We start from the raw sequence: 21,088 nt of genomic DNA, 5'->3' as shown, positions 1-21,088 counted from the left end.
GACGCTGCGCGATGGCAATGTCCGAAATGCTCAATCCACGCTGTAGTGGACGGATAGCGTGCCCTTCTTCTGCGAAAGGGACGCGATCGTGACTGTGCCTAGATCCTTCAGGCTGCGTACGTGGGTGCCACCGCAGCCATAGGCTGGCAGCTCACCGAAACTGATTTCCCGCGCGCCTTCGCGCAGCGAGGTCAGGCGCGGCAGATCATGTTCGATCCACTGCTCGATACCGGTTTGCACGGTTGGCGCATCGATTTCTTCAGCGCTATCGCCCGGCTTGAATTGCACCCGGCCTTCGTCCGGCCAGTGGTGCGCCTTGATCGGCATCCAGCCCATGGCCTGAATGAAATGACCGATCAGGTGCCCGGCCGAGTGCATGCGCGTATTGAAGCGGCGGCGCTCTTCATCGATACGGATGACGGTCATGCCCAGCGGCAGCGGGCGGTCGACGAAATGCACAATGCGCTCCGGTTCCTGCACCACGCGCGACACCCGGCTTTCACCGATCCAGCCGGTATCGCAAGGCTGACCGCCGCCCTGGGGGTGAAACAGGGTGGCGCGCAGCACTACGGCGAATTCGTTCTCGTGGGGTGTGCAGTCGAGGACTTCGACATTCGCCTTGAGGTCGTCACTGTGAAAAAACAGGCGAAGCGTCATATTCCATGCCCTGATCGAAGTTCTGTTTTTATTATATGAATCGTGCAATAACGTGATAATCCATTCGAACATCAAAGGACTTGTGCGTCGTGAGCATCAATCTTCCGCTGCCGCTGCTGGGTGAAATGGCGATTTTCGTCAAGGTTGTCGAGACCGGCAGCTTCTCCGAAGCGGCGCGGCAGATGGGTTCCTCACCCTCGGCGGTCAGTCGCAGTATTTCCCGATTGGAAAAGGCGTTGGCCACGCGCTTGCTGCAACGCACCACGCGCAAACTGCGCTTGAGCGATGGTGGTGAGGAGGTGTTCAAGCGTTGCCAGGAAATGGTCAGCGCGGCCAGGTCGGTGATGGAAATAAGCGGTCAGTTCACCCACGAAGCTGAAGGCTTGGTGCGGGTCAGCGTGCCGAAGGCGGTGGGGCGTTTTGTGATTCATCCGCACATGCCGGAGTTTCTGCGCCGCTATCCCAAGGTTGATGTGGAGTTGTTGCTGGAAGATCGTCAGGTCGATCTGATCGATGATCATGTCGATCTGGCGATTCGCATCACTGATCGTCCACCGGCCGGTCTGGTCGGGCGGCAGTTGCTGACCATCGATCATTTGCTTTGCGCCACGCCGCAATACCTGGCCGAACATGGCACGCCGACGCATCCTCATGATTTGCTCAATCACAGTTGTATTTATCTTGGCGAAACACCGAGCGATGCGCGCTGGAAATTCAAGAAGGGCAGCAAGGCGGTGACGGTCGGCGTGCGTGGGCGCTATGCCGCCAATCACACGGGTGTGCGCTTGGGGGCGGTGTTGCAGCACATCGGGATTGGCAGTCTGCCGTATTTCACGGCGCGTTATGCGTTGGAGCAGAAGTTGATTGTGCAGGTGTTGCCGGACTGGACGTTTCTTGCCTCTTATCATGGTGGGTTGTGGTTGCTGCATTCGCCGACGCGTTATCTGCCGCCGAAGTTGCGGGTGTTTATTGATTATCTGGTGGAGTGTTTGCAGAAGGAGCCGACGTTGGGTAGGCCCGGGAAGTCGGTGGGCGGGGGCAATTTGGCTGTGGCGTATGAGCTGCCGGAGGGTGAGGGGTTGCTTTGAGGTTTTTTTTTGGGGGGGCTTGGCGGCCTTTGGGCCGACCATGCTCTGGTGGTTTGGGTGAATATCCGTTTCTGCGGTAACGGCTGCTTAGGGTTTCGCCCTTACGGCGACTTACTTTTTTACAAGCGCCTAAAAAAGTAAGCAAAAAACGCTAGCTCCTACGTTCGGCCCTCGCAGGCTCGGGTTCCTTCGCTGCGGGATCGATCCGGGCGCAGCGGCTACGGTTTGCTTCGCTGCACCTACACTCGCTGTGTACGACTGCGTCGTACGGTCGCTGCGCTCCCACGCCCGGATCAATCCCTCCGCTCAGCCTTCCGAGGTCGCTTGTGGATCAAGATCAAGAGCGGTACTCGAGCTTGCGCTCATTGTTTTGAGTGGTGAGGGGCGGGTGGTGTCTGGCTGTTTTTGTGGTGAATTTTTCCCTCACCCCAGCCCTCTCCCCAGGGAGAGGGAGCCGATTTTTTGGCTTTTCGAAATCTCATTCGACTCGGTAATTCAGACTGGGGACCTCGTCCAAACAAAGCGGTCAGTCCCCTCTCCCTCCGGGAGAGGGCTAGGGTGAGGGGGCTTTTGATCTTGAAAAAAAAGCCCGCATGGAATCTCCATGCGGGCCTTTTCAGTAGTGTTCGAATATCAGTGCTTGCTGTCCTGCGCCGACATGGCCAGCAGTTGTTTTTCCTGGTTCCAGTCGAACGGTTCGTCGTTCTGTTCGGCTTCGTAGCGGCGTTCTTCGAGGGCCTGGTAGAGGTCGATTTCTTCGTCGGAGAGGTAGTGCAGGCAGTCGCCGGCGAAGAACCACAGCAGGTCGCGTGGGATCAGGTGGGCGATTTGCGGGTAGCGGGTGATGACTTGGGTGAGGATGTCCTGGCCCAGGTATTGGCTTTCGATAGGGTCGATAGGCAGGGAGGCCAGCAGTTCGTCGAAGCGCTCGAGGAACAGGGCATGGCTTTCTTCGGGCACTTGTTCGGCCTCACCTACGGCGACCAGGATACTGCGCAGGTGGTCGAGCAACACGAGATGATCGGCAACGACGTTGGACACGAGATAAGTCCTCAAGAGCAAAACGGGCGCGGGAGTATAAAGCCCTCGCGCCGTTTTTTCACATAAACCGGGTTCAGCGGACTTTGCCCTCTGCCTGGGTCAGTTCTTCTTTGGCGAAATCGTCGACGTCGATCACCTTGCGGCGGGCCGCTTCGGCGTCGCGCAGGCTTTGCGCTTCGACGGCTTGCAGCACGCCGGCTTCCAGCGCGGCATCGATGGCGTGTTCGCCGGCTGCCGGTTTGACCTGGCCGCTCTTCAGTGCGGTGTGCAGTTTCTTGTGGAGCGGTTGCGCGGCATTGAGCAGGTCGCTGGCGTGTTGCAGCGCGCCCACGGCATCGTCCGCCGATTGCGGGCGGTAGCAGCCGGCGAGCAATTCTTCGAGGGCCGGATCGCCTTTGGCGCGACCGATGACCGCAGCGACTTCGGCGCCGAGTTTGTCCGATGGGCCTTTGTGACGGCGCCCGAACGGGAAGACGATGACCCGCAGCAGGCAGCCGAAGACTTTGTTCGGGAAGTTGCTCAGCAGTTCATCCAGCGCACGCTCCGACTGGCCGAGGCTTTCTTCCATGGCCCAGCGGAACAGCGGTTCCATGTACGCCGGCGAATCCAGGTCGTGATAACGCTTGAGCGCCGCAGAGGCCAGATACAGGTTGCTCAGCACGTCGCCGAGGCGCGCCGACAGGCGTTCGCGGCGTTTCAGTTCGCCGCCCGGGAGCATCATGCTGAAGTCGGCGAGCATCGCGAATGCGGCGGCCTGACGGTTCAGCGCGCGGAAGTAGCCTTGGCTGATCCTGTCGCCCGGCGCATGTTCAAAGTGACCAAGGCCGAGGTTCAGCACCAGTGTGCTGGCGGCATTGCTGACGGCGAAACCGATGTGCTTGAGCAACAGACCGTCGAATTCCTTGAGTGCCTGATCCTTGTCCTCGCGACCGGCCAGGGCCATTTCCTTGAGTACGAACGGATGGCAACGGATCGCGCCCTGACCGAAGATCATCAGGTTGCGCGACAGGATGTTCGCGCCTTCGACGGTGATGAAGATCGGCGCGCCGTTCCAGCTGCGGCCCAGGTAGTTGTTCGGCCCCATGATGATCGCTTTACCACCATGCACATCCATGGCGTGGCTGATGCATTCGCGGCCGCGTTCGGTGAGGTGGTATTTGAGGATCGCCGACAGCACCGAGGGTTTTTCACCCAGGTCCACCGCGTTGGCGGTGAGCATGCGGGCGGCGTCCATCATCCACGCGTTACCGCCGATGCGCGCCATGGCTTCCTGGATACCTTCGAAAGCGGACAGCGGCACATTGAATTGCTCGCGAATCTGCGCGTACTGACCAGTGACCAGACTGGTGAACTTGGCCGCGCCGGTGCCCACGGCTGGCAGCGAGATCGAACGCCCGACGGACAGGCAGTTCATCAGCATCATCCAGCCTTTGCCGAGCATTTCCTCACCACCGATGAGGTAGTCCAGCGGAATGAACACGTCCTTGCCGGAGTTCGGGCCGTTCATGAACGCGGCGCCCAGCGGCAGGTGCCGACGACCGATTTCCACACCTGCGGTATCGGTCGGGATCAGCGCCAGACTGATGCCGAGGTCCTCTTCTTCACCGAGCAGGTGATCCGGGTCATAAGCCTTGAATGCCAGGCCAAGCAGGGTCGCGACCGGGCCGAGGGTGATGTAGCGCTTTTCCCAGTTCAGGCGCAGGCCGATGACTTCCTGTCCTTCCCACTGGCCTTTGCAGATGATCCCGGTGTCGGGCATCGCGCCGGCATCGGAACCGGCCAGCGGGCCGGTGAGGGCGAAGCACGGAATATCGTCGCCACGGGCCAGGCGCGGCAGGTAGTGATTACGTTGTTCGTCGGTGCCGTAATGCAGCAGCAATTCGGCCGGGCCGAGGGAGTTCGGGACCATCACGGTAGAGGCGAGGTCACCGCTGCGCGTCGCCAGTTTCATTGCCACTTGTGAGTGAGCGTAGGCCGAGAAGCCTTTGCCGCCGTATTCCTTGGGAATGATCAGGGCGAAAAAGCCATGTTCCTTGATGTGCGTCCAGGCCTCGGGCGGCAGGTCCATGGACTGGCCGATCTGCCAGTCGCTGACCATTGCGCAGAGTTCTTCGGTCGGGCCGTCGATGAAGGCTTGTTCTTCTTCGCTCAGTTGCACTTTTGGATAGGACAGCAGTTTGTCCCAGTCCGGACGGCCGCTGAACAGCTCGCCGTCCCACCATACGGTGCCAGCATCGATCGCGTCGCGTTCGGTCTGCGACATGGGCGGCAGGGTTTTCTGGAACCAGTTGAACAGCGGCGCGGTGAAGTGCTTGCGGCGCAGGTCAGGCAGCAACAATGGCGCGGCGACCACCGCCAACAGGACCCAGAAGACAAACAGCAGCCAGCCCGGCGCGTGACTGAAAATCCCCATGGCGACGAGATAGGCCGCAACGATGCCCAACGCGGGCAGCGGGGCGATGCGTCGATGGGCGAGATACGCCACGCCGACGATCAAAACCAGTATCCACAACAACAGCATATTCAGTCCTCCGTGAACCAAGGCAAATCGACCCTCCACAGCTTAGACGGCATCTGCAAATAAGGGTGGTCAGAGCATGGTGATTGAAATCGTGGGAAACCCCGGATGGTTTTCGTAGGTTCGGTGGGCAACACGTGTGGGAAATCGTTCGTTGCTGCGCAGCTTTGCTTTCAGGTTTGGCCGAAACGTCGTTATCTCTGTGCTCAGGCTGTCGCTAGACTCGTGGCTTACCCAGGAGATTGCCGTCATGCACGAGTATCTGAGCCCCGGCCGCTTCATCGATAGTGACCACCCGGCGGTGGTGGAGTTCGCCGAGCAGCATCGCGGCGCCAGTAACGATCCGCGTGAGCAGGCGATCAGTCTGTATTACGCCGTGCGCGAGGCGGTGCGCTACAACCCCTACACCTTCAGTCGTGATCCGCAAACTTTGTGTGGCAGTTACGCACTGGCGGCGGGGGAGAGTTATTGCGTGCCGAAAGCTACGCTGCTCGCCGGTTGTGCCCGGCATTGCGGGATCCCGGCGCGCATCGGTCTGGCCGATGTGCGCAATCATTTGTCGACGCCGCGTCTGCTCGAGTTGCTGAAAAGCGACGTGTTCGCCATGCATGGCTACACCGAGCTGTTTCTCGACGGCCGCTGGGTCAAGGCGACGCCGGCGTTCAACCAGCAACTGTGCGAGCTGTTCAACGTCGCAGCGCTGGAATTCGACGGGGTCAACGACAGCGTTTTCCACCCGTTCAACCGTGATGGCGCGCAGTTGATGGAATATCTGCTCGATCACGGCCAGTTCACCGATGTGCCGGAAACGTTCTTCTTCGAGCACCTGCAAAAGTGCTATCCGCATCTGTTCAGTGAGCAACTGCCGGTGCTGTTGGGCGACATGCAGACTGATTTGAGTCGCACCTGATCCGGCGTATGCTGGCCGTCCACTCACTTGCAAAGAGGCGGTCATGCTGAAGATCTGGGGACGGAAAAATTCATCGAACGTCAGAAAGCCCTTGTGGGCTGCCGAAGAGTTGGGCTTGGCTTACGAGGCCATCGATGCCGGCGGCGCGTTCGGTGTGGTCGATACGCCCGAGTACCGCGCGATGAACCCCAATGGCCGGGTGCCCGTGATCGAGGATGACGGTTTCGTGCTTTGGGAATCCAACGCCATCGTTCGCTACCTGCTGGCCAAGCACGCCCCAGACAGCGCTTGGTACCCGGCGGATGCGCAAGCCCGCGCCACGGCGGACAAATGGATGGACTGGACCACGTCGAGTTTCGCCGGGCCGTTTCGCACGGTGTTCTGGGGTGTGCTGCGCACGCCTGCCGAGAAGCAGGACTGGAAGGCGATCAACGCCGCGATCAAGGAATGCGATGAACTGCTGAACATGGCCGACCACGCCTTGATCAGCCAGCCTTATCTCTCCGGCAATGACATCGGCATGGGCGACATCCCGTTGGGCAGTTTCATCTATGCCTGGTTCGAAATGCCCATCGAGCGCGCCCCGCAACCGCATCTGCAAGCCTGGTATGAACGTTTGAAGCAGCGTGTGGCCTATCAGAAAGCGGTCATGACCGCGTTGACTTGATAATTACTATCGACACACTTGACTGTACTTGTGCGGCGGCGGCAAGCACCATTGCGAACTTGCGCCGCGGTTGTTTCCCTCGCCGTCCGCCCTTATTTACTTCTTTCCTTCCTTCTTGGTGCGTAAATCCGATATGAGTTCCGCTCTGTCCATCCGGCAGCTAACCAAAACCTACGGCAACGGGTTCCAGGCCTTGAGTGGTATCGATCTGGACGTCGCCGAAGGTGACTTTTTCGCCTTGCTCGGCCCCAACGGCGCCGGCAAATCCACAACCATCGGCATCCTCTCGACCCTGGTCAACAAGACCAGCGGCACCGTGAATATTTTCGGCCATGACCTGGACAAGAACCCGGCGGCGCTCAAGCGCTCGATCGGCGTGGTGCCGCAGGAATTCAACTTCAACCAGTTCGAAAAGACCTTCGACATCGTCGTGACCCAGGCCGGTTACTACGGCATTCCGGCGAAAGTCGCCAAGGAACGCGCCGAGCAGTACCTGACCCAGCTGGGCCTGTGGGACAAGCGCGATGTGCCGTCGCGTTCGCTGTCCGGCGGCATGAAACGTCGTTTGATGATCGCTCGTGCACTGGTGCACGAACCGCGTCTGCTTATTCTTGATGAACCGACTGCGGGCGTCGACATCGAGCTGCGCCGTTCGATGTGGACCTTCCTCACCGAGCTGAACCAGAAAGGCATCACCATCATCCTGACCACGCATTATCTGGAAGAGGCCGAGCAGCTGTGCCGCAACATCGGCATCATCGACCACGGCACCATCGTCGAAAACACCAGCATGAAACAGTTGCTGGGCCAGTTGCACGTGGAAACCTTTTTGCTCGACCTGAAACACGACTTGCACGTTGCGCCGCAATTGCTCGGCTACCCGGCCCGATTGCTCGACGGCCACACCCTGGAAGTGCAGGTCGACAAATCCATGGGCATCACGGCGCTGTTCACCCAGTTGGCGCAGCAGAACATCGAAGTGCTGAGCCTGCGCAACAAAACCAATCGCCTTGAGGAGTTGTTCGTGTCCCTGGTGGAGAAAAATCTGTCGAAGGTGGCGGTATGAGTTCCGAGTTCGGTCCCAACCTCGTCGCCCTGCAAACCATCGTCTACCGCGAGGTCAAACGCTTCATGCGGATCTGGCCGCAGACGTTGCTGCCGCCGGCGATCACCATGGTTCTGTACTTCGTGATTTTCGGCAACCTGATCGGCCGACAGATCGGCGACATGGGTGGCTTCACCTACATGGAGTACATCGTGCCGGGTCTGATCATGATGTCAGTGATCACCAACTCCTACGGCAACGTGGTCTCGAGCTTTTTCGGCAGCAAGTTCCAGCGCTCGATCGAAGAGCTGATGGTCTCGCCGGTGTCACCGCACACGATCCTGATCGGCTTCACCATTGGTGGGGTATTGCGCGGTCTGGCGGTGGGTCTGATCGTGACGATCCTGTCGCTGTTCTTCACCCATCTGCAGGTGCATCACCTCGGCGTGACCATCCTTGTGGTGGTACTGACCGCGACGATCTTTTCGCTGCTGGGCTTTATCAACGCGGTGTTTGCGCGCAACTTCGATGATATTTCGATCATCCCGACCTTTGTGCTGACCCCGCTGACTTACCTGGGCGGCGTGTTCTACTCGATCACTTTGCTGCCACCGTTCTGGCAGACCGTGTCGCTGGCCAACCCGGTGCTGCACATGGTCAACGCCTTCCGCTACGGCATCCTTGGTGTCTCGGATATCCGTATAGGCATCGCCATCACCTTCATGCTGGTGGCGACCGTGGTGCTGTATCTCGGCTGTGCGCGGTTGTTGGTGAGCGGGCGCGGGATGCGTACCTGATCCCGACCGCGTCGCTTTCTTCGCGAGCAGGCTCGCTCCCACATTGGAATGATGTTCTCTGTGGGAGCGAGCCTGCTCGCGAAGGGGCCAGCCCAGACACAACAAAAAACGGCCTCCCATCGCGGAGGCCGTTTTGCTTTCATTTCTGCCGACTTTGCTTGCGCCGCCGCCATTGCCGCGCCACCCACCAGCGCCAGTACAGCATCACCAGAAAATAGGCGAGGACGCCCAGCACCAGGCCAACAACCACCGAGCCCAATAAAAACGGCTGCCACAATGTCGACAGCTCACCGCTGATCCATTCCCAGGTCAACTCGTCCGGCAGATGCCGCGCCGGCACATCCATCAGGAACGCCCCGGCCTGGTAGGTGCAGAAAAACACCGCCGGCATGGTGATCGGATTGGTCAGCCAGACCAGGCTCACCGCGATTGGCATATTGCCGCGCACCATCACCGCCAATGCCGCCGCTACCAGCATCTGTGCCGGGATCGGCAGGAATGCCGCAAACAGGCCGACCGCCATCGCCCGGGCGACCGAGTGGCGGTTGAGATGCCAGAGGTTAGGGTCATGCAGCAACGTGCCGAGAAAGCGTAAGGATTTGTGTTCCCTGATGCTCGTCGGGTCGGGCATGTAACGTTTGAATAAGCGCCGGGGCATAGGGCTTCTCGGTCGGTTAAGGCGGCAAGTATGTCTGGATTCTACGAACCGCCCATTCAGACTTTGTGACAATTGTTGACGACGGTGGTGCCGCAGACCGGCTATGCCTAGTGGGGGGACTCTCAAGGACGGGCATATGCGCACAGGGATGATGGCGCTGGCAGTCGGTCTGCTGGCCCCGGTTTTTTTGCCGGCCTTGCCGCCGGTCGGTTGGTTGCTGGTGCTGCCAATGGTGGCGCTGATGTTGCTGCCGTTTCGCAGCTTTCCACTGGCATTTTTGCTGTTTGGCTTTACCTGGGCCTGCGTTGGCGCGCAGTGGGCGCTAAATGACCGCTTGCCACCGAGCCTGGACGGCGAAACCCGTTGGCTTGAAGGGCGCGTGGTCGGCTTACCGCAGCACAGCGATGGCGTGGTGCGTTTCGAGCTGGCTGATGCGCGCTCACGCCACGAAAAACTGCCATCGCTGCTGCGCCTGGCCTGGTACGCCGGGCCGCCGGTCAACAGCGGCGAACGCTGGCGACTGGCGGTGAAATTGAAGCACCCGGGTGGCCTGCTCAACCCGCACGCCTTCGATTACGAGGCCTGGCTGCTCGCGCAACGGATCGGCGCAACCGGCACGATCAAGGATGGCCAGCGCCTGGCTGAGGCCCGGTATGCATGGCGCGACGGCGTTCGCCAGCGCCTGCTGGCGGCCGATACGCAAGGACGCGAGGGCGCGCTGGCGGCGCTGGTGCTTGGCGACGGTTCGGGGCTGAGTCGCGAGGACTGGCAGATTCTGCAAGACACCGGCACCGTGCATCTGCTGGTGATCTCCGGCCAGCACATCGGTTTGCTCGCCGCAGTGATGTATCTGCTGGTTGCCGGGCTGGCGCGTTTCGGAATCTGGCCGGTGCGCTGGCCATGGTTGCCGTGGGCGTGTGGCCTGGCATTCGCGGCGGCGTTGGGTTACGGCTTGCTCGCCGGGTTCGATGTGCCGGTGCAGCGCGCCTGCGTGATGGTGACGCTGGTGCTGCTGTGGCGGCTGCGTTTTCGCCATCTCGGCGCGTGGTGGCCGTTATTGCTGGCGTTCAATGGCGTGCTGTTGTTCGATCCACTGGCCAGTTTGCGTCCCGGCTTCTGGCTGTCTTTCGCGGCGGTGGCAGTGTTGATCTTCACTTTCGGCGGGCGGCTTGGGGCTTGGCGCTGGTGGCAGACCTGGACCCGCGCGCAGTGGCTGATCGCGATCGGCTTGTGTCCGGTGTTGCTGGCGTTGAGCTTGCCCATCAGCGTCAGCGGGCCTGTAGCCAATCTGCTGGCCGTTCCGTGGGTCAGCCTCGTGGTGCTGCCGCCGGCATTGCTCGGCACGCTATTGCTGCCCGTGCCTTATGTTGGCGAAGGACTGTTGTGGCTGGCCGGTGGTTTGATCGACTGGCTGTTTATCGGGCTGGCGCTGATTGCCGGGCAATGGCCGGCGTGGATACCGGCCGCCATTCCATGGTGGGCTTTGGTCCTGGGCAGCCTTGGCGCCATTTTATTGCTGTTGCCCCGTGGCGTGCCAATGCGTCCGATGGGCTGGCCGCTGCTGTTGCTCTTGGCACTGCCGCCTCAAGAGCGAATAGAGGAAGGGCGAGCCGATGTCTGGCAAATCGACGTCGGCCAAGGCTTGGCGATTTTTGTGCGCACGCGACATCACGCATTGCTCTATGACGCCGGCCCGCGTTTCGGCGAGTTCGATCTCGGCGAGCGAGTGGTATTGCCAGCGTTACGTAAACTCAATGTGCAAGCGCTCGACTTAATGCTGCTCAGCCACGCTGACGCCGATCACGCTGGCGGCGCCCGGGCGGTCATGCGTGGATTGAACGTGCACCGCGTGGTCAGCGGCGATCCGCCAAACCTGCCGCCGGAGCTGAACGCCGAAGCCTGCGCAAGTGGCGAACAGTGGCAGTGGGATGGCGTGCAGTTCCAGCTCTGGCAATGGTCGGCGGCCGATGACAGCAACCAGCGCTCCTGTGTATTGCAGATCGAAGCCAACGGTGAACGCCTGCTGCTCACCGGCGACATCGACATTCACGCCGAGCGCGTTCTGCTCGACAGCCCACTGGCCGTGCCGACGCAGTGGCTGCAATCGCCACATCACGGCAGTCGCAGTTCATCGTCGATGGCGCTGTTGAAAGCCTTGCAGCCGGAATCAGTGCTGATCTCCCGTGGCCACGGCAACTCCTTCGGTCATCCGCATCCCACCGTGCTGGCGCGCTACCGCAAGCAAGGTCTGCGCATCTACGACAGCGCCGAACAAGGTGCCATTCATTTGCAACTGGGCAGCTTCAAGCCGCCGTGGACGATGCGGCAACAGCGGCGTTTCTGGCGCGATCCGCCGGTCCCGGGCCGTTGATCGGTGCCAGCATGGGTGCCACCTCACGGTCGTCGGGGCGGCGGGTCTTAATCGCGGATCGGTATGGTAAAGTGGCGCACTTTTTCGAGGGGACTGTCACTGTGTGGGAATTGGTCAAATCCGGCGGCTGGATGATGTTGCCGATCATTCTGAGTTCCATCGCGGCCATGGCGATCGTCGCCGAGCGCCTGTGGACACTACGCGCCAGTCGCGTCACCCCCGAGCATCTGCTGGGTCAGGTCTGGGTCTGGATCAAGGACAAGCAGCTCAACAAGGAAAAACTCAAGGAGTTGCGCGCCAACTCGCCGCTGGGGGAAATCCTCGCCGCAGGCCTGGCCAATTCCAAGCATGGTCGCGAGATCATGAAAGAGTGCATCGAAGAGGCTGCTGCGCGGGTCATTCATGAACTCGAACGCTACATCAACGCCCTCGGCACCATCGCGGCCATGGCGCCATTGCTCGGCCTGCTCGGCACCGTGCTGGGCATGATCGACATTTTCAGTGCCTTCACCGGTTCCGGCATGACCACCAATGCTTCGGTACTGGCCGGCGGTATTTCCAAAGCGCTGATCACGACCGCAGCGGGCCTGATGGTCGGTATTCCGGCGGTGTTCTTCCACCGCTTCCTGCAACGTCGTATCGACGAGCTGGTGGTCGGTATGGAGCAGGAAGCGATCAAACTGGTGGAAGTGGTGCAGGGCGACCGTGATGTCGATCTGGCCGAGGGCAAAGCGTGAAATTCCGTCGAAAGCCCCGGGAAACCGTGGACATCAACCTCGCGTCGCTGATCGACGTGGTGTTTATCCTGCTGCTGTTTTTCGTGGTCACTACCACTTTCACTCGGGAAACCCAGCTGCGCGTGAATCTGCCGGAAGCGGTCAGCGGTTCGCCCGCCGAAGATCAGCAGGTCAAACAGCTGGACGTCGCGATCAGTGCCGAAGGCGTGTTCTCGGTGAACAACAAGATTCTGCCGAAAAATGATCTGCCGACGCTGATGGAAGCCATGCAGAAAGAATCCAACGGCGACACCAACATGCCGTTGTCGATCAGTGCCGATGGCAAGGCCCAGCATCAATCGGTGATCACTGCCATGGACGCGGCCGGCAAGCTCGGTTTCAGCCATCTGCGCATGACCACGGTCGAGGCGGCGCCGAAATCCTGATGAGCCTGTCCGATCGCCTGCTCGCCGCGTGGTATCAGGGGCACCCGGCCCTGACGCTGCTGCGGCCGCTGGAAATGCTGTATCGCCGCGTGGTGATCAACAAGCGTCAGCGCTTTCTCGACGGTGACGGAGAGATCTACCAATCGCCCGTGCCGCTGATCGTGGTCGGCAATATCACCGTCGGTGGCACCGGCAAGACGCCGATGATTCTCTGGCTGATCGAACATTGCCGACGCCGTGGACTGCGCGTCGGCGTGGTCAGCCGCGGTTACGGCGCCAAACCGCCGCACCTGCCGTGGCGGGTCGAGGCCGAGCACAGCGCCGAGGTTGCCGGTGACGAGCCGCTGCTGATCGTCCAGCGCACTGGTGTGCCGCTGATGATCGACCCTGATCGCAGCGCCGCCGTCAAAGCCTTGATTGCCAGTGAGCCGCTGGACCTGATTCTGTCTGACGACGGCATGCAGCATTATCGCCTCGCGCGGGATCTGGAACTGGTGCTGATCGATGCCGCGCGCGGACTGGGCAATCAGCGCTGTCTGCCGGCCGGGCCGTTGCGTGAGCCGGTCGAGCGCCTGCAAAGTGTCGATGGCGTGCTGTTCAACGGTGCCCTTGATGATCGCGACGATGGTTTCGCCTTCCGCCTGCAACCCACGGCCCTGGTCAATCTGCGCAGCGGCGAACGTCAGTCACTGGAGCATTTCCCGCCGGGGCAAGCGCTGCATGCGGTGGCCGGGATCGGCAACCCGCAACGTTTCTTCAATACCCTCGAAGCGCTAGACTGGCGGCCAGTCCCGCATGCATTTGCCGACCACGCCGAGTACAGCGTGCAGGCTTTGAATTTCACCCCGTCATTGCCGTTGGTGATGACCGAAAAGGACGCGGTGAAGTGCCGTGCCTTTGCTGCTGCCGACTGGTGGTATCTGGCGGTCGATGCCGTGCCGTCGCCAGCCTTCGTGGCCTGGTTCGACACTCAGCTGATGCGCCTGTTGCCGGATCGTCTGCTGCCTTAACTCTTTTATTTCTGGGAATGTTCATGGACACCAAATTGCTCGACATCCTCGCTTGCCCCGTGTGCAAAGGCCCGCTCAAGCTCAGTGCCGACAAGACCGAGCTGATCAGCAAGGGCGCTGGTCTGGCGTACCCGATCCGCGACGGCATCCCGGTGATGCTGGAAAGCGAAGCGCGCACCCTGACCACCGACGAGCGCCTGGATAAATGACCACAGCCTTCACCGTTGTCATCCCGTCGCGGTTCGCCTCGACCCGTCTGCCGGGCAAGCCGTTGCTGGATATTGCCGGCAAGCCGATGATCCAGCATGTCTGGGAACAGGCGAGCAAAAGCAGCGCCAGCCGTGTGGTTGTCGCGACTGACGATGCGCGCATCGTCGAGGCCTGCAGAAGCTTCGGCGCCGAAGTGGTGCTGACCCGTGAAGATCACAATTCCGGCACCGATCGTCTGGCCGAGGTCGCAGCGAAACTCGGTCTTGCGCCTGATGCGATCGTGGTCAACGTCCAGGGCGATGAGCCGCTGATTCCGCCAAGCGTGATTGATCAGGTCGCCGCTAACCTGGCCGCTCACACCGAAGCGCGCATGGCCACGCTGGCTGAGCCGATCGAAGACGTGGAAACCCTGTTCAACCCCAACGTGGTCAAGGTCGCCAGCGACATCAACGGCCTCGCGCTGACTTTCAGTCGCGCCACCTTGCCTTGGGCTCGCGATGCATTTGCCAAGAGCCGCGAGCAACTGCCGGAAGGCGTGCCCTATCGCCGCCACATCGGTATTTATGCCTATCGCGCCGGGTTCCTCCACGACTTCGTGAGCTGGGGGCCGTGCTGGCTGGAAAATACCGAATCCCTCGAGCAACTGCGTGCCCTGTGGCACGGCGTGCGCATTCATGTTGCCGACGCGCTGATCGCGCCGCCGACCGGTGTCGACACCGTCGAAGACCTTGAGCGGGTTCGTCGCCTGCTGGGGGGCCTGATGCGCGTTCTGTTTGTGTGCCTGGGCAACATATGCCGTTCGCCCACCGCCGAAGGCGTGTTGCGCCACAAGTTGCGTGAAGCCGGGCTGGCGGATGTGGTCGAAGTGGCCTCCGCCGGCACCGGTGACTGGCACGTCGGCAACCCGCCGGACAAGCGCAGCCAGGCGGCGGCGAAACTGCGCGGTTATGACCTGTCGACGCAACGCGCGCAGCAGGTCAGCCGGGCCGATTTCGCCAGCTACGACCTGATTCTCGCCATGGACAACAGCAATCTGCGCAACCTCAAGGCTTTGCAGCCGTCCACCGGCAGGGCCGAGCTGGATCTGTTCCTGCGTCGTTATGCCGGGCTGGTCGATGAAGTGCCGGACCCGTATTACGACGGTGATCAGGGTTTCGAGCAGGTGCTGGATCTGATCGAAGCGGCCTGCGACCAGTTGCTGATCGAAGTGAAGGGGCGGTTATGAGTTTGCAGGTCCAAGCGCAAGTGTCGCTGAAAGCCTTCAACACTTTCGGCGTTGATGTGCGCGCGCAGCTGTTTGCCGAAGCCCACAGTGATGGCGATGTCCGCGAAGCGCTGGCCTATGCCGCGTCCCATGACGTGCCGTTGCTGGTGATCGGCGGCGGCAGCAACTTGCTGCTGACGGCGGATATTCCGGCGTTGGTGCTGCGCATGGTCACGCGCGGCATCCGCCTGCTCAGCGATGATGGCAATCGCGTGGTGGTCGAGGCGGAAGCGGGCGAACCGTGGCATCCATTCGTGCAGCACACGCTGGCCCAGGGTTTGGCCGGGCTGGAAAACCTCAGCCTGATTCCTGGCACCGTTGGCGCCGCGCCGATGCAGAATATCGGTGCCTATGGTGTCGAGATCAAGGACGTGTTTGCCGGCCTGACCGCGCTGGACCGCGAGAGCGGCGAACTGCGTGATTTCAGTCTGGAAGACTGCAACTTCGGCTACCGCGACAGCCTGTTCAAGCAGCAGCCGGGACGTTGGCTGATCCTGCGGGTACGCTTCACGCTTGATCGCGCCGCGCACCTGCATCTGGAATACGGTCCGGTGCGCCAGCGCCTGAGCGAGCAGGGTATCGAGCAGCCGACGCCCACCGATGTCAGCCGCGCCATCTGTAGCATCCGCAGCGAAAAACTGCCGGACCCGGCGGTGCTCGGCAACGCCGGCAGCTTCTTCAAAAACCCGCTGGTGCCCGCCGCTGTGGTCACGCAGATCAAAACGCAGCACCCGGATCTGGTGGCTTACCCGCAAGCGGACGGGCAGATGAAACTGGCCGCTGGCTGGCTGATCGAACGCGCCGGCTGGAAGGGTTTTCGCGATGGCGATGCCGGCGTGCACAAGTTGCAGGCGCTGGTGCTGGTCAACTACGGCACGGCCACCGGCCTGCAACTGCTCGACCTGGCGCAACGTATCCAGAAAGACATCGCCGAGCGCTTCCATGTCGAACTGGAAATGGAGCCCAATCGGTATTGAGGCTACGCTTGCCTGACGCCATCCAAAGCCCTGCACTGATGAAAAAAGTGCAGGGCTTTTTTGTTAATGCTGGGTTAACTTAGCGACCTAACGATACCTACCATTTGCTCCACCCAAAGGCCCGGTGCAGACGTTCCCGTCGGCGCAAGAGAGCCTGATTAGCCTGAGTCGATCTGCGCGAACCCACCGCTGATTTTCCGGCGGCAGATTGCTCGACCCCATAACCACTAAAAATATGCGGGCGTGCCCATGATTACCCTGAAACTCAACGGTCAAGACCACTCCCTCGATGTCACCGAAGACATGCCGCTGTTGTGGGCAATTCGTGATGTCGCCGGTTACAACGGCACAAAATTTGGTTGCGGCATGGGCCTGTGCGGCGCCTGCACCATCCATATCGACGGCTTGCCGGCACGCAGTTGCATCACGCCGATCGGCTCGGTAATTGGTCAGAACGTCACCACCATCGATAATCTCCACGCCGACCCGGTAGGCAAGGTCGTGCAGCAAGCCTGGCTCGACAGTGCCGTGGCCCAATGTGGTTATTGCCAGGGCGGGCAGATCATGTCGGCCACCGCTCTGCTGAAAACCAATCCGAACCCGAGCGACGAGCAGATCGAAGAAGCCATGGTGGGCAACATCTGCCGCTGCGGTACTTACAACCGGATCAAAACCGCGATCCGCCAGGCCTCCACCCAACTGAAGGGGGTGAAGGCATGAGCCGCGTCCCGAATGATTTCGCCCTGAGTAACCTCAGCCGCCGTGGCTTTCTCAAAGGCGTCGGCGCCACCAGCGCGCTGGTCCTCGCCGCGAGCTGGGGCTGGCAGGATGCGCTGGCCGATGACGCTGCGAAGAAGTTTGGCGCCGATGGCATGCCCAATGGCTGGATCGACGATCCCAAGGTTTACGTGAGCATTGCTGCCGATGGCAGCGTCACCGTGGTTTGCAACCGTTCGGAAATGGGCCAGGGCGTGCGCACCAGCCTGAGCATGGTAGTGGCCGATGAACTCGAGGCCGATTGGGCGCAGGTCAAAGTGCAGCAGGCGCCGGGCGACGAAGTGCGCTTCGGCAACCAGGACACCGATGGTTCGCGCAGCATGCGTCACTGGTACGAGCCGATGCGTCGTTGCGGCGCCGCCGCGCGGACCATGCTCGAACAGGCCGCTGCTGCGCAGTGGAAAGTGCCGGTTGGCGAATGCCATGCGCAACTGCACAAGGTCATTCACAAACCGTCCGGCCGCGAACTGGGCTACGGCGAACTCGCCGCTGCCGCCAGTGCGCTGGCTGTGCCGGCGCGTGACAGCCTGCGACTCAAGCAGCCGTCGGAATTTCGCTACATCGGTAAGGAAGGCACCAAGGCCATCGACGGTGCCGATATCGTCAATGGCCGCGCAGTGTACGGCGCCGATGTGCATTTCGATGGCATGCTCTACGCCACCATCGCTCGCCCGGCGGTTTATGGAGGCAAGGTCAAAAGCCTCGATGACAGCGCCGCACTGAAAGTCCCTGGCGTGCTAAAAGTCATGCAGATCGAAGGACGGCCATTGCCGTCGGAGTTCCAGCCACTAGGCGGCGTCGCGGTTGTGGCCAGCAATACCTGGGCGGCGATCAAGGGCCGCGAGGCGCTGAAGATCGAGTGGGATGACGGCCCGAATGCCAGTTATGACTCGATTGCCTATCGCAAAGAGCTTGAAGCCGCGTCGCTGAAGGCCGGCAAAGTGGTGCGCAACACCGGTGATATCGACAAGGCCTTGAGCGGCGCTGCCAGCACTCTCGAAGCGTCGTATTACCTGCCGCACCTGGCGCAGGCGCCGATGGAACCGATGGTTGCTATCGCCCGTTACAAGGACGGCGTCTGCGAGGCTTGGGCGCCGAGTCAGGCACCGCAGGTCACCCGTGAGCGCATCGCCGAGCGTCTTGGCGTGCCGTTCGAAAAGGTCACCGTCAACGTGACATTGCTGGGCGGTGGTTTCGGTCGCAAGTCGAAACCGGACTTCGTCGTCGAAGCGGCGATTCTCGCCAAGGAATTTCCGGGCAAGGCTGTACGGGTGCAGTGGACGCGCGAAGACGACATCCACAACTCGTATTTCCACACCGTGTCGGCGGAATATCTGAAGGCGGGCATCGACAAGAACGGCATGCCGTCCGGCTGGCTGCATCGCACCGTGGCGCCGAGCATCACCGCGTTGTTTGCGCCGGACATGAACCATGAGGCGGCGTTCGAGCTGGGCATGGGCTTTACCAACATGGCCTACGCGATTCCTAACGTGCGCCTGGAAAACCCCGAAGCCAAGGTACACACGCGGGTTGGCTGGTATCGCTCGGTGTCGAACATTCCCCACGGCTTCGCGATTCAGAGTTTCGTCGACGAACTGGCGCACAAGGCCGGGGAAGATCCGCTCAAGTACCAGATCAAATTGCTCGGCCCGGACCGGCAGATCGATCCTCGCACCTTGAGCGAAGAGTGGAACTACGGCGAATCGCCCGAGCGTTACCCGATCGACACCGGGCGCATGCGCACCGTGCTGGAAACCGCCGCCAAGGCAGCCGGTTGGGGGCGCAAACTGCCCAAGGGTCGCGGCCTCGGTCTGGCGGTGCATTACAGCTTCGTCACCTATGTCGCGGCAGTGATCGAAGTCGAGGTCAAGGACGACGGTTCGCTGATCGTGCACAAGGCCGACATCGCCGTGGACTGCGGGCCGCAGATCAACCCTGAGCGCATCCGTTCGCAGTTCGAAGGCGCGTGCGTCATGGGCCTGGGCAACGCTGTGCTCGGTGAGATCAGCTTCAAGGACGGCAAGGTCCAGCAGAACAACTTCCATATGTACGAGGTCGCGCGCATGTCGCTGGCGCCCAAGGAAGTCGCGGTGCATCTGGTCACGCCGCCGGGTGACGTGCCGTTGGGCGGCGTTGGTGAGCCGGGCGTGCCGCCGATTGCTCCGGCGCTGTGCAACGCGATCTTCGCCGCCACCGGCAAGCGTATCCGCAATCTGCCGGTGCGTTATCAGTTACAAGGCTGGCAGAAGGCGGAGGCGTAAATGGACAGCGTCGATCTCAACGTCCTGCGCAGCGTCCTCGAGTGGCGCCGCGCCGGGCAACGGGTGGTGCTGTTCAGCGTGGTGCAGACCTGGGGCACCGCGCCGCGCTCGCCCGGCGCCATGCTCGCCTTGCGCGAGGACGGCGTGGTGATCGGTTCGGTGTCAGGCGGCTGTGTCGAAGATGATCTGATCGCGCGGCTGCACGACGGCCGCATTGCCACCGATGGTCCGCCAGTGCAGATGATTACCTACGGCGTGACCCGCGAAGAGGCCGCGCGTTTCGGCCTGCCTTGCGGCGGCACCCTGCGCCTGACCGAAGAGCGCGTCGGTGACCCGGCGTGGGTCGCCGAGCTGCTGCAGCGTTGCGAAAACCATGAAATCGTCGCCCGAGAACTGAACATCGAAACCGGCGAGGTGCGGCTGGCTCCGGCGAGCAAGTCCGATTCGCTGGTGTTCGACGGCAAGACTCTGCGAGCGATTTACGGCCCGCGCTGGCGCTTGTTGCTGATCGGTGCCGGGCAGCTGTCGCGCTACGTCGCCGACATGGCGCGGCTGCTGGATTTCGAAGTGCTGATCTGCGATCCGCGCACCGAGTTCGTCTACGGCTGGGAAGAGCAGCATGGCCGTTTCGTCCCCGGCATGCCGGACGAGGCGGTGTTGAACATCCAGACCGACGAGCGCACGGCGATTGTCGCCTTGACTCACGATCCACGTCTGGATGACATGGCTTTGCTCACCGCGCTCGATTCGCCGGCGTTCTACGTCGGCGCGCTCGGTTCGCGGGTCAACAGCCAGAAGCGCCGGGAAAACCTCGCTCAGCTAGGCTTGTCGCAAGCATCGATTGATCGCTTGCACGGGCCGATCGGCCTGCACATCGGTAGTCATTCGCCGGCAGAGATCGCTTTGTCCTTGTTGGCGGAAATTGTTGCGATCAAGAACGGTGTGGAGTTGAAGCAGAAAAAACCGCTGGAGGGTGCATGAGCCATTCCATCGCAGTGGTCGTGCTGGCAGCAGGCGAGGGCAAGCGTTTTCGCCAGATCGCCGGTCCCGACAAAGACAAGTTGCTTGCTGATTGCACCGGGCGTGACGGCGCGGCGCGTTCGGTCATCGAGCAGGTGCTGGTGAACCTGCCGGCCAGTCTCGACAAGCGCGTACTTGTCACCACCGAAGCGCGACCCCAGGCGATGCGCATGGCCCAGGCATATGGCTGCGACGTGGTGTCAATCGAGTCGACCGGCATGGGCGACAGCATTGCCGCAGGTGTTGCCGCTTGCCCTGACGCCGATGGCTGGTTGATTGTGCTGGGTGATATGCCGTTTATCTTGCCATCGAGTATTGAGCGAGTGGTCGCGGCGATGGCTGATGACGCTGTGAGTGTGCCGGTGCGGGGTGGCGAGTTTGGCCATCCGGTGGGGTTTGGTCGTTCGTTTGGCGCGCAATTGCAGGCGCTGACCGGCGATCGTGGCGCACGGCCGTTGTTTGCGCAGGGTAGGGTGGTGGAAGTAGCGGTGGAAGATCCGGGGGTGTTGTGGGATATCGATGTGCCTGAATCTCTGGTATTTCCTCGGCCCTGAGCCGTGTTGAAATTCCTTGTGGGAGCGAGCCTGCTCGCGAATGCGCTGGTTCAGCTACATGAATATTGTCTGACCTAGCGCTTTCGCGAGCAGGCTCGCTC

Annotated in this window: 20 protein-coding genes and 1 pseudogene; 17 read left to right on the top strand and 4 right to left on the bottom strand. The window is 61.4% G+C overall.

Going from position 1 to position 21,088, the window contains the following annotated elements:
• Positions 1 to 30 precede the first annotated feature (30 nt).
• Positions 31 to 657: an alanyl-tRNA editing protein gene (locus AB4N73_RS14250; RefSeq protein ID WP_056788187.1), complete on the bottom strand. Its 627-nt coding sequence runs from the start codon at positions 655 to 657 to the stop codon at positions 31 to 33.
• Positions 658 to 746: 89 nt separating this feature from the next.
• Between AB4N73_RS14250 and AB4N73_RS14245 the strand changes: the two genes are divergently transcribed.
• Positions 747 to 1,745, top strand: a complete 999-nt coding sequence (locus AB4N73_RS14245) for a LysR family transcriptional regulator (RefSeq protein WP_095181607.1) — start codon at positions 747 to 749, stop codon at positions 1,743 to 1,745.
• Between the two features lie 633 nt (positions 1,746 to 2,378).
• On the opposite strand, the gene AB4N73_RS14240 is transcribed toward AB4N73_RS14245, so the two are convergent.
• On the bottom strand, positions 2,379 to 2,786 hold the full coding sequence (locus AB4N73_RS14240) for a PA2817 family protein (protein ID WP_007967565.1): 408 nt from the start codon (positions 2,784 to 2,786) through the stop codon (positions 2,379 to 2,381).
• 73 nt (positions 2,787 to 2,859) lie between these two features.
• Complete coding sequence (locus tag AB4N73_RS14235; protein ID WP_460142219.1) at positions 2,860 to 5,307, bottom strand: acyl-CoA dehydrogenase; 2,448 nt, start codon at positions 5,305 to 5,307, stop codon at positions 2,860 to 2,862.
• 247 nt (positions 5,308 to 5,554) lie between these two features.
• On the opposite strand from AB4N73_RS14235, the gene AB4N73_RS14230 reads away from it, so the two are divergent.
• The 4 genes from AB4N73_RS14230 to AB4N73_RS14215 all read left to right on the top strand — a co-directional run bounded on the left by AB4N73_RS14230 (position 5,555) and on the right by AB4N73_RS14215 (position 8,723).
• On the top strand, positions 5,555 to 6,214 hold the full coding sequence (locus AB4N73_RS14230) for a transglutaminase-like domain-containing protein (RefSeq protein ID WP_122507604.1): 660 nt from the start codon (positions 5,555 to 5,557) through the stop codon (positions 6,212 to 6,214).
• A 43-nt stretch (positions 6,215 to 6,257) separates the two neighbouring features.
• Positions 6,258 to 6,881, top strand: a complete 624-nt coding sequence (locus tag AB4N73_RS14225) for a glutathione S-transferase family protein (RefSeq protein WP_305381319.1) — start codon at positions 6,258 to 6,260, stop codon at positions 6,879 to 6,881.
• A 133-nt stretch (positions 6,882 to 7,014) separates the two neighbouring features.
• On the top strand, positions 7,015 to 7,947 hold the full coding sequence (locus tag AB4N73_RS14220; RefSeq protein ID WP_076563818.1) for an ABC transporter ATP-binding protein: 933 nt from the start codon (positions 7,015 to 7,017) through the stop codon (positions 7,945 to 7,947).
• Complete coding sequence (locus AB4N73_RS14215) at positions 7,944 to 8,723, top strand: ABC transporter permease (protein ID WP_056788203.1); 780 nt, start codon at positions 7,944 to 7,946, stop codon at positions 8,721 to 8,723. The genes AB4N73_RS14220 and AB4N73_RS14215 overlap by 4 nt, the downstream gene beginning before the upstream one ends.
• Before the next feature lie 139 nt (positions 8,724 to 8,862).
• Here AB4N73_RS14215 and AB4N73_RS14210 read toward each other — a convergent pair whose 3' ends face one another.
• Positions 8,863 to 9,381 (bottom strand): DUF2062 domain-containing protein, encoded by a 519-nt coding sequence (locus AB4N73_RS14210; RefSeq protein WP_039760200.1) that lies wholly within the window; start codon positions 9,379 to 9,381, stop codon positions 8,863 to 8,865.
• Between the two features lie 136 nt (positions 9,382 to 9,517).
• On the opposite strand from AB4N73_RS14210, the gene AB4N73_RS14205 reads away from it, so the two are divergent.
• The 12 genes and pseudogenes from AB4N73_RS14205 (at position 9,518) to AB4N73_RS14150 (ending at position 20,987) form a co-directional block, all read left to right on the top strand.
• Positions 9,518 to 11,752, top strand: coding sequence for a DNA internalization-related competence protein ComEC/Rec2 (locus tag AB4N73_RS14205; RefSeq protein ID WP_460142218.1), 2,235 nt, complete (start codon positions 9,518 to 9,520; stop codon positions 11,750 to 11,752).
• Between the two features lie 101 nt (positions 11,753 to 11,853).
• Positions 11,854 to 12,489, top strand: a complete 636-nt coding sequence (locus tag AB4N73_RS14200) for a MotA/TolQ/ExbB proton channel family protein (RefSeq protein WP_016771007.1) — start codon at positions 11,854 to 11,856, stop codon at positions 12,487 to 12,489.
• Positions 12,486 to 12,914, top strand: coding sequence for an ExbD/TolR family protein (locus AB4N73_RS14195; protein ID WP_460142217.1), 429 nt, complete (start codon positions 12,486 to 12,488; stop codon positions 12,912 to 12,914). The genes AB4N73_RS14200 and AB4N73_RS14195 overlap by 4 nt, the downstream gene beginning before the upstream one ends.
• The gene (lpxK, locus tag AB4N73_RS14190) at positions 12,914 to 13,924 is read left to right on the top strand and encodes a tetraacyldisaccharide 4'-kinase (RefSeq protein ID WP_252886646.1); all 1,011 of its coding nucleotides are present in this window, start codon (positions 12,914 to 12,916) and stop codon (positions 13,922 to 13,924) included. The genes AB4N73_RS14195 and lpxK overlap by 1 nt, the downstream gene beginning before the upstream one ends.
• Positions 13,925 to 13,947: 23 nt before the next feature.
• Positions 13,948 to 14,133, top strand: a complete 186-nt coding sequence (locus tag AB4N73_RS14185; protein ID WP_003179363.1) for a Trm112 family protein — start codon at positions 13,948 to 13,950, stop codon at positions 14,131 to 14,133.
• Positions 14,130 to 14,891, top strand: a pseudogene (gene kdsB / locus AB4N73_RS14180) (3-deoxy-manno-octulosonate cytidylyltransferase); the annotation flags it as partial. The gene AB4N73_RS14185 and the pseudogene kdsB, both read left to right, overlap by 4 nt.
• 3 nt (positions 14,892 to 14,894) lie before the next feature.
• Positions 14,895 to 15,359, top strand: coding sequence for a low molecular weight protein-tyrosine-phosphatase (locus AB4N73_RS14175; RefSeq protein ID WP_076563814.1), 465 nt, complete (start codon positions 14,895 to 14,897; stop codon positions 15,357 to 15,359).
• Positions 15,356 to 16,375 carry a UDP-N-acetylmuramate dehydrogenase gene (murB, locus tag AB4N73_RS14170; RefSeq protein WP_460142216.1) on the top strand — a complete coding sequence of 340 codons (1,020 nt, stop codon included), beginning with the start codon at positions 15,356 to 15,358 and terminating at the stop codon, positions 16,373 to 16,375. The genes AB4N73_RS14175 and murB overlap by 4 nt, the downstream gene beginning before the upstream one ends.
• Positions 16,376 to 16,624: 249 nt before the next feature.
• Entirely contained in the window at positions 16,625 to 17,095 is a 471-nt protein-coding gene (locus AB4N73_RS14165; protein ID WP_039760186.1) for a (2Fe-2S)-binding protein, read from the top strand.
• On the top strand, positions 17,092 to 19,413 hold the full coding sequence (locus AB4N73_RS14160) for a xanthine dehydrogenase family protein molybdopterin-binding subunit (protein WP_460142215.1): 2,322 nt from the start codon (positions 17,092 to 17,094) through the stop codon (positions 19,411 to 19,413). Before AB4N73_RS14165 ends, AB4N73_RS14160 begins: the two co-directional genes overlap by 4 nt.
• The gene (locus tag AB4N73_RS14155) at positions 19,414 to 20,394 is read left to right on the top strand and encodes an XdhC family protein (RefSeq protein ID WP_016770998.1); all 981 of its coding nucleotides are present in this window, start codon (positions 19,414 to 19,416) and stop codon (positions 20,392 to 20,394) included. It begins immediately after the preceding gene.
• On the top strand, positions 20,391 to 20,987 hold the full coding sequence (locus tag AB4N73_RS14150) for a nucleotidyltransferase family protein (protein WP_460142214.1): 597 nt from the start codon (positions 20,391 to 20,393) through the stop codon (positions 20,985 to 20,987). The genes AB4N73_RS14155 and AB4N73_RS14150 overlap by 4 nt, the downstream gene beginning before the upstream one ends.
• Positions 20,988 to 21,088: the final 101 nt, after the last annotated feature.

The organism is Pseudomonas sp. S3_B08, from assembly GCF_054667725.1.
The sequence above is the reverse complement of the archived record's forward strand: the minus strand, read 5'-3'. Positions and strand labels throughout refer to the sequence as shown.

Coding starts and splice junctions, on each gene's coding strand:
- AB4N73_RS14250 (WP_056788187.1), bottom strand. CDS start 657: ATGACGCTTCGCCTGTTTTTTCACAGTGACGACCTCAAGGCGAATGTC.
- AB4N73_RS14235 (WP_460142219.1), bottom strand. CDS start 5,307: ATGCTGTTGTTGTGGATACTGGTTTTGATCGTCGGCGTGGCGTATCTC.
- AB4N73_RS14230 (WP_122507604.1), top strand. CDS start 5,555: ATGCACGAGTATCTGAGCCCCGGCCGCTTCATCGATAGTGACCACCCG.
- AB4N73_RS14225 (WP_305381319.1), top strand. CDS start 6,258: ATGCTGAAGATCTGGGGACGGAAAAATTCATCGAACGTCAGAAAGCCC.
- AB4N73_RS14220 (WP_076563818.1), top strand. CDS start 7,015: ATGAGTTCCGCTCTGTCCATCCGGCAGCTAACCAAAACCTACGGCAAC.
- AB4N73_RS14215 (WP_056788203.1), top strand. CDS start 7,944: ATGAGTTCCGAGTTCGGTCCCAACCTCGTCGCCCTGCAAACCATCGTC.
- AB4N73_RS14210 (WP_039760200.1), bottom strand. CDS start 9,381: ATGCCCCGGCGCTTATTCAAACGTTACATGCCCGACCCGACGAGCATC.
- AB4N73_RS14205 (WP_460142218.1), top strand. CDS start 9,518: ATGCGCACAGGGATGATGGCGCTGGCAGTCGGTCTGCTGGCCCCGGTT.
- lpxK (WP_252886646.1), top strand. CDS start 12,914: ATGAGCCTGTCCGATCGCCTGCTCGCCGCGTGGTATCAGGGGCACCCG.
- AB4N73_RS14185 (WP_003179363.1), top strand. CDS start 13,948: ATGGACACCAAATTGCTCGACATCCTCGCTTGCCCCGTGTGCAAAGGC.
- AB4N73_RS14175 (WP_076563814.1), top strand. CDS start 14,895: ATGCGCGTTCTGTTTGTGTGCCTGGGCAACATATGCCGTTCGCCCACC.
- murB (WP_460142216.1), top strand. CDS start 15,356: ATGAGTTTGCAGGTCCAAGCGCAAGTGTCGCTGAAAGCCTTCAACACT.
- AB4N73_RS14165 (WP_039760186.1), top strand. CDS start 16,625: ATGATTACCCTGAAACTCAACGGTCAAGACCACTCCCTCGATGTCACC.
- AB4N73_RS14160 (WP_460142215.1), top strand. CDS start 17,092: ATGAGCCGCGTCCCGAATGATTTCGCCCTGAGTAACCTCAGCCGCCGT.
- AB4N73_RS14155 (WP_016770998.1), top strand. CDS start 19,414: ATGGACAGCGTCGATCTCAACGTCCTGCGCAGCGTCCTCGAGTGGCGC.
- AB4N73_RS14150 (WP_460142214.1), top strand. CDS start 20,391: ATGAGCCATTCCATCGCAGTGGTCGTGCTGGCAGCAGGCGAGGGCAAG.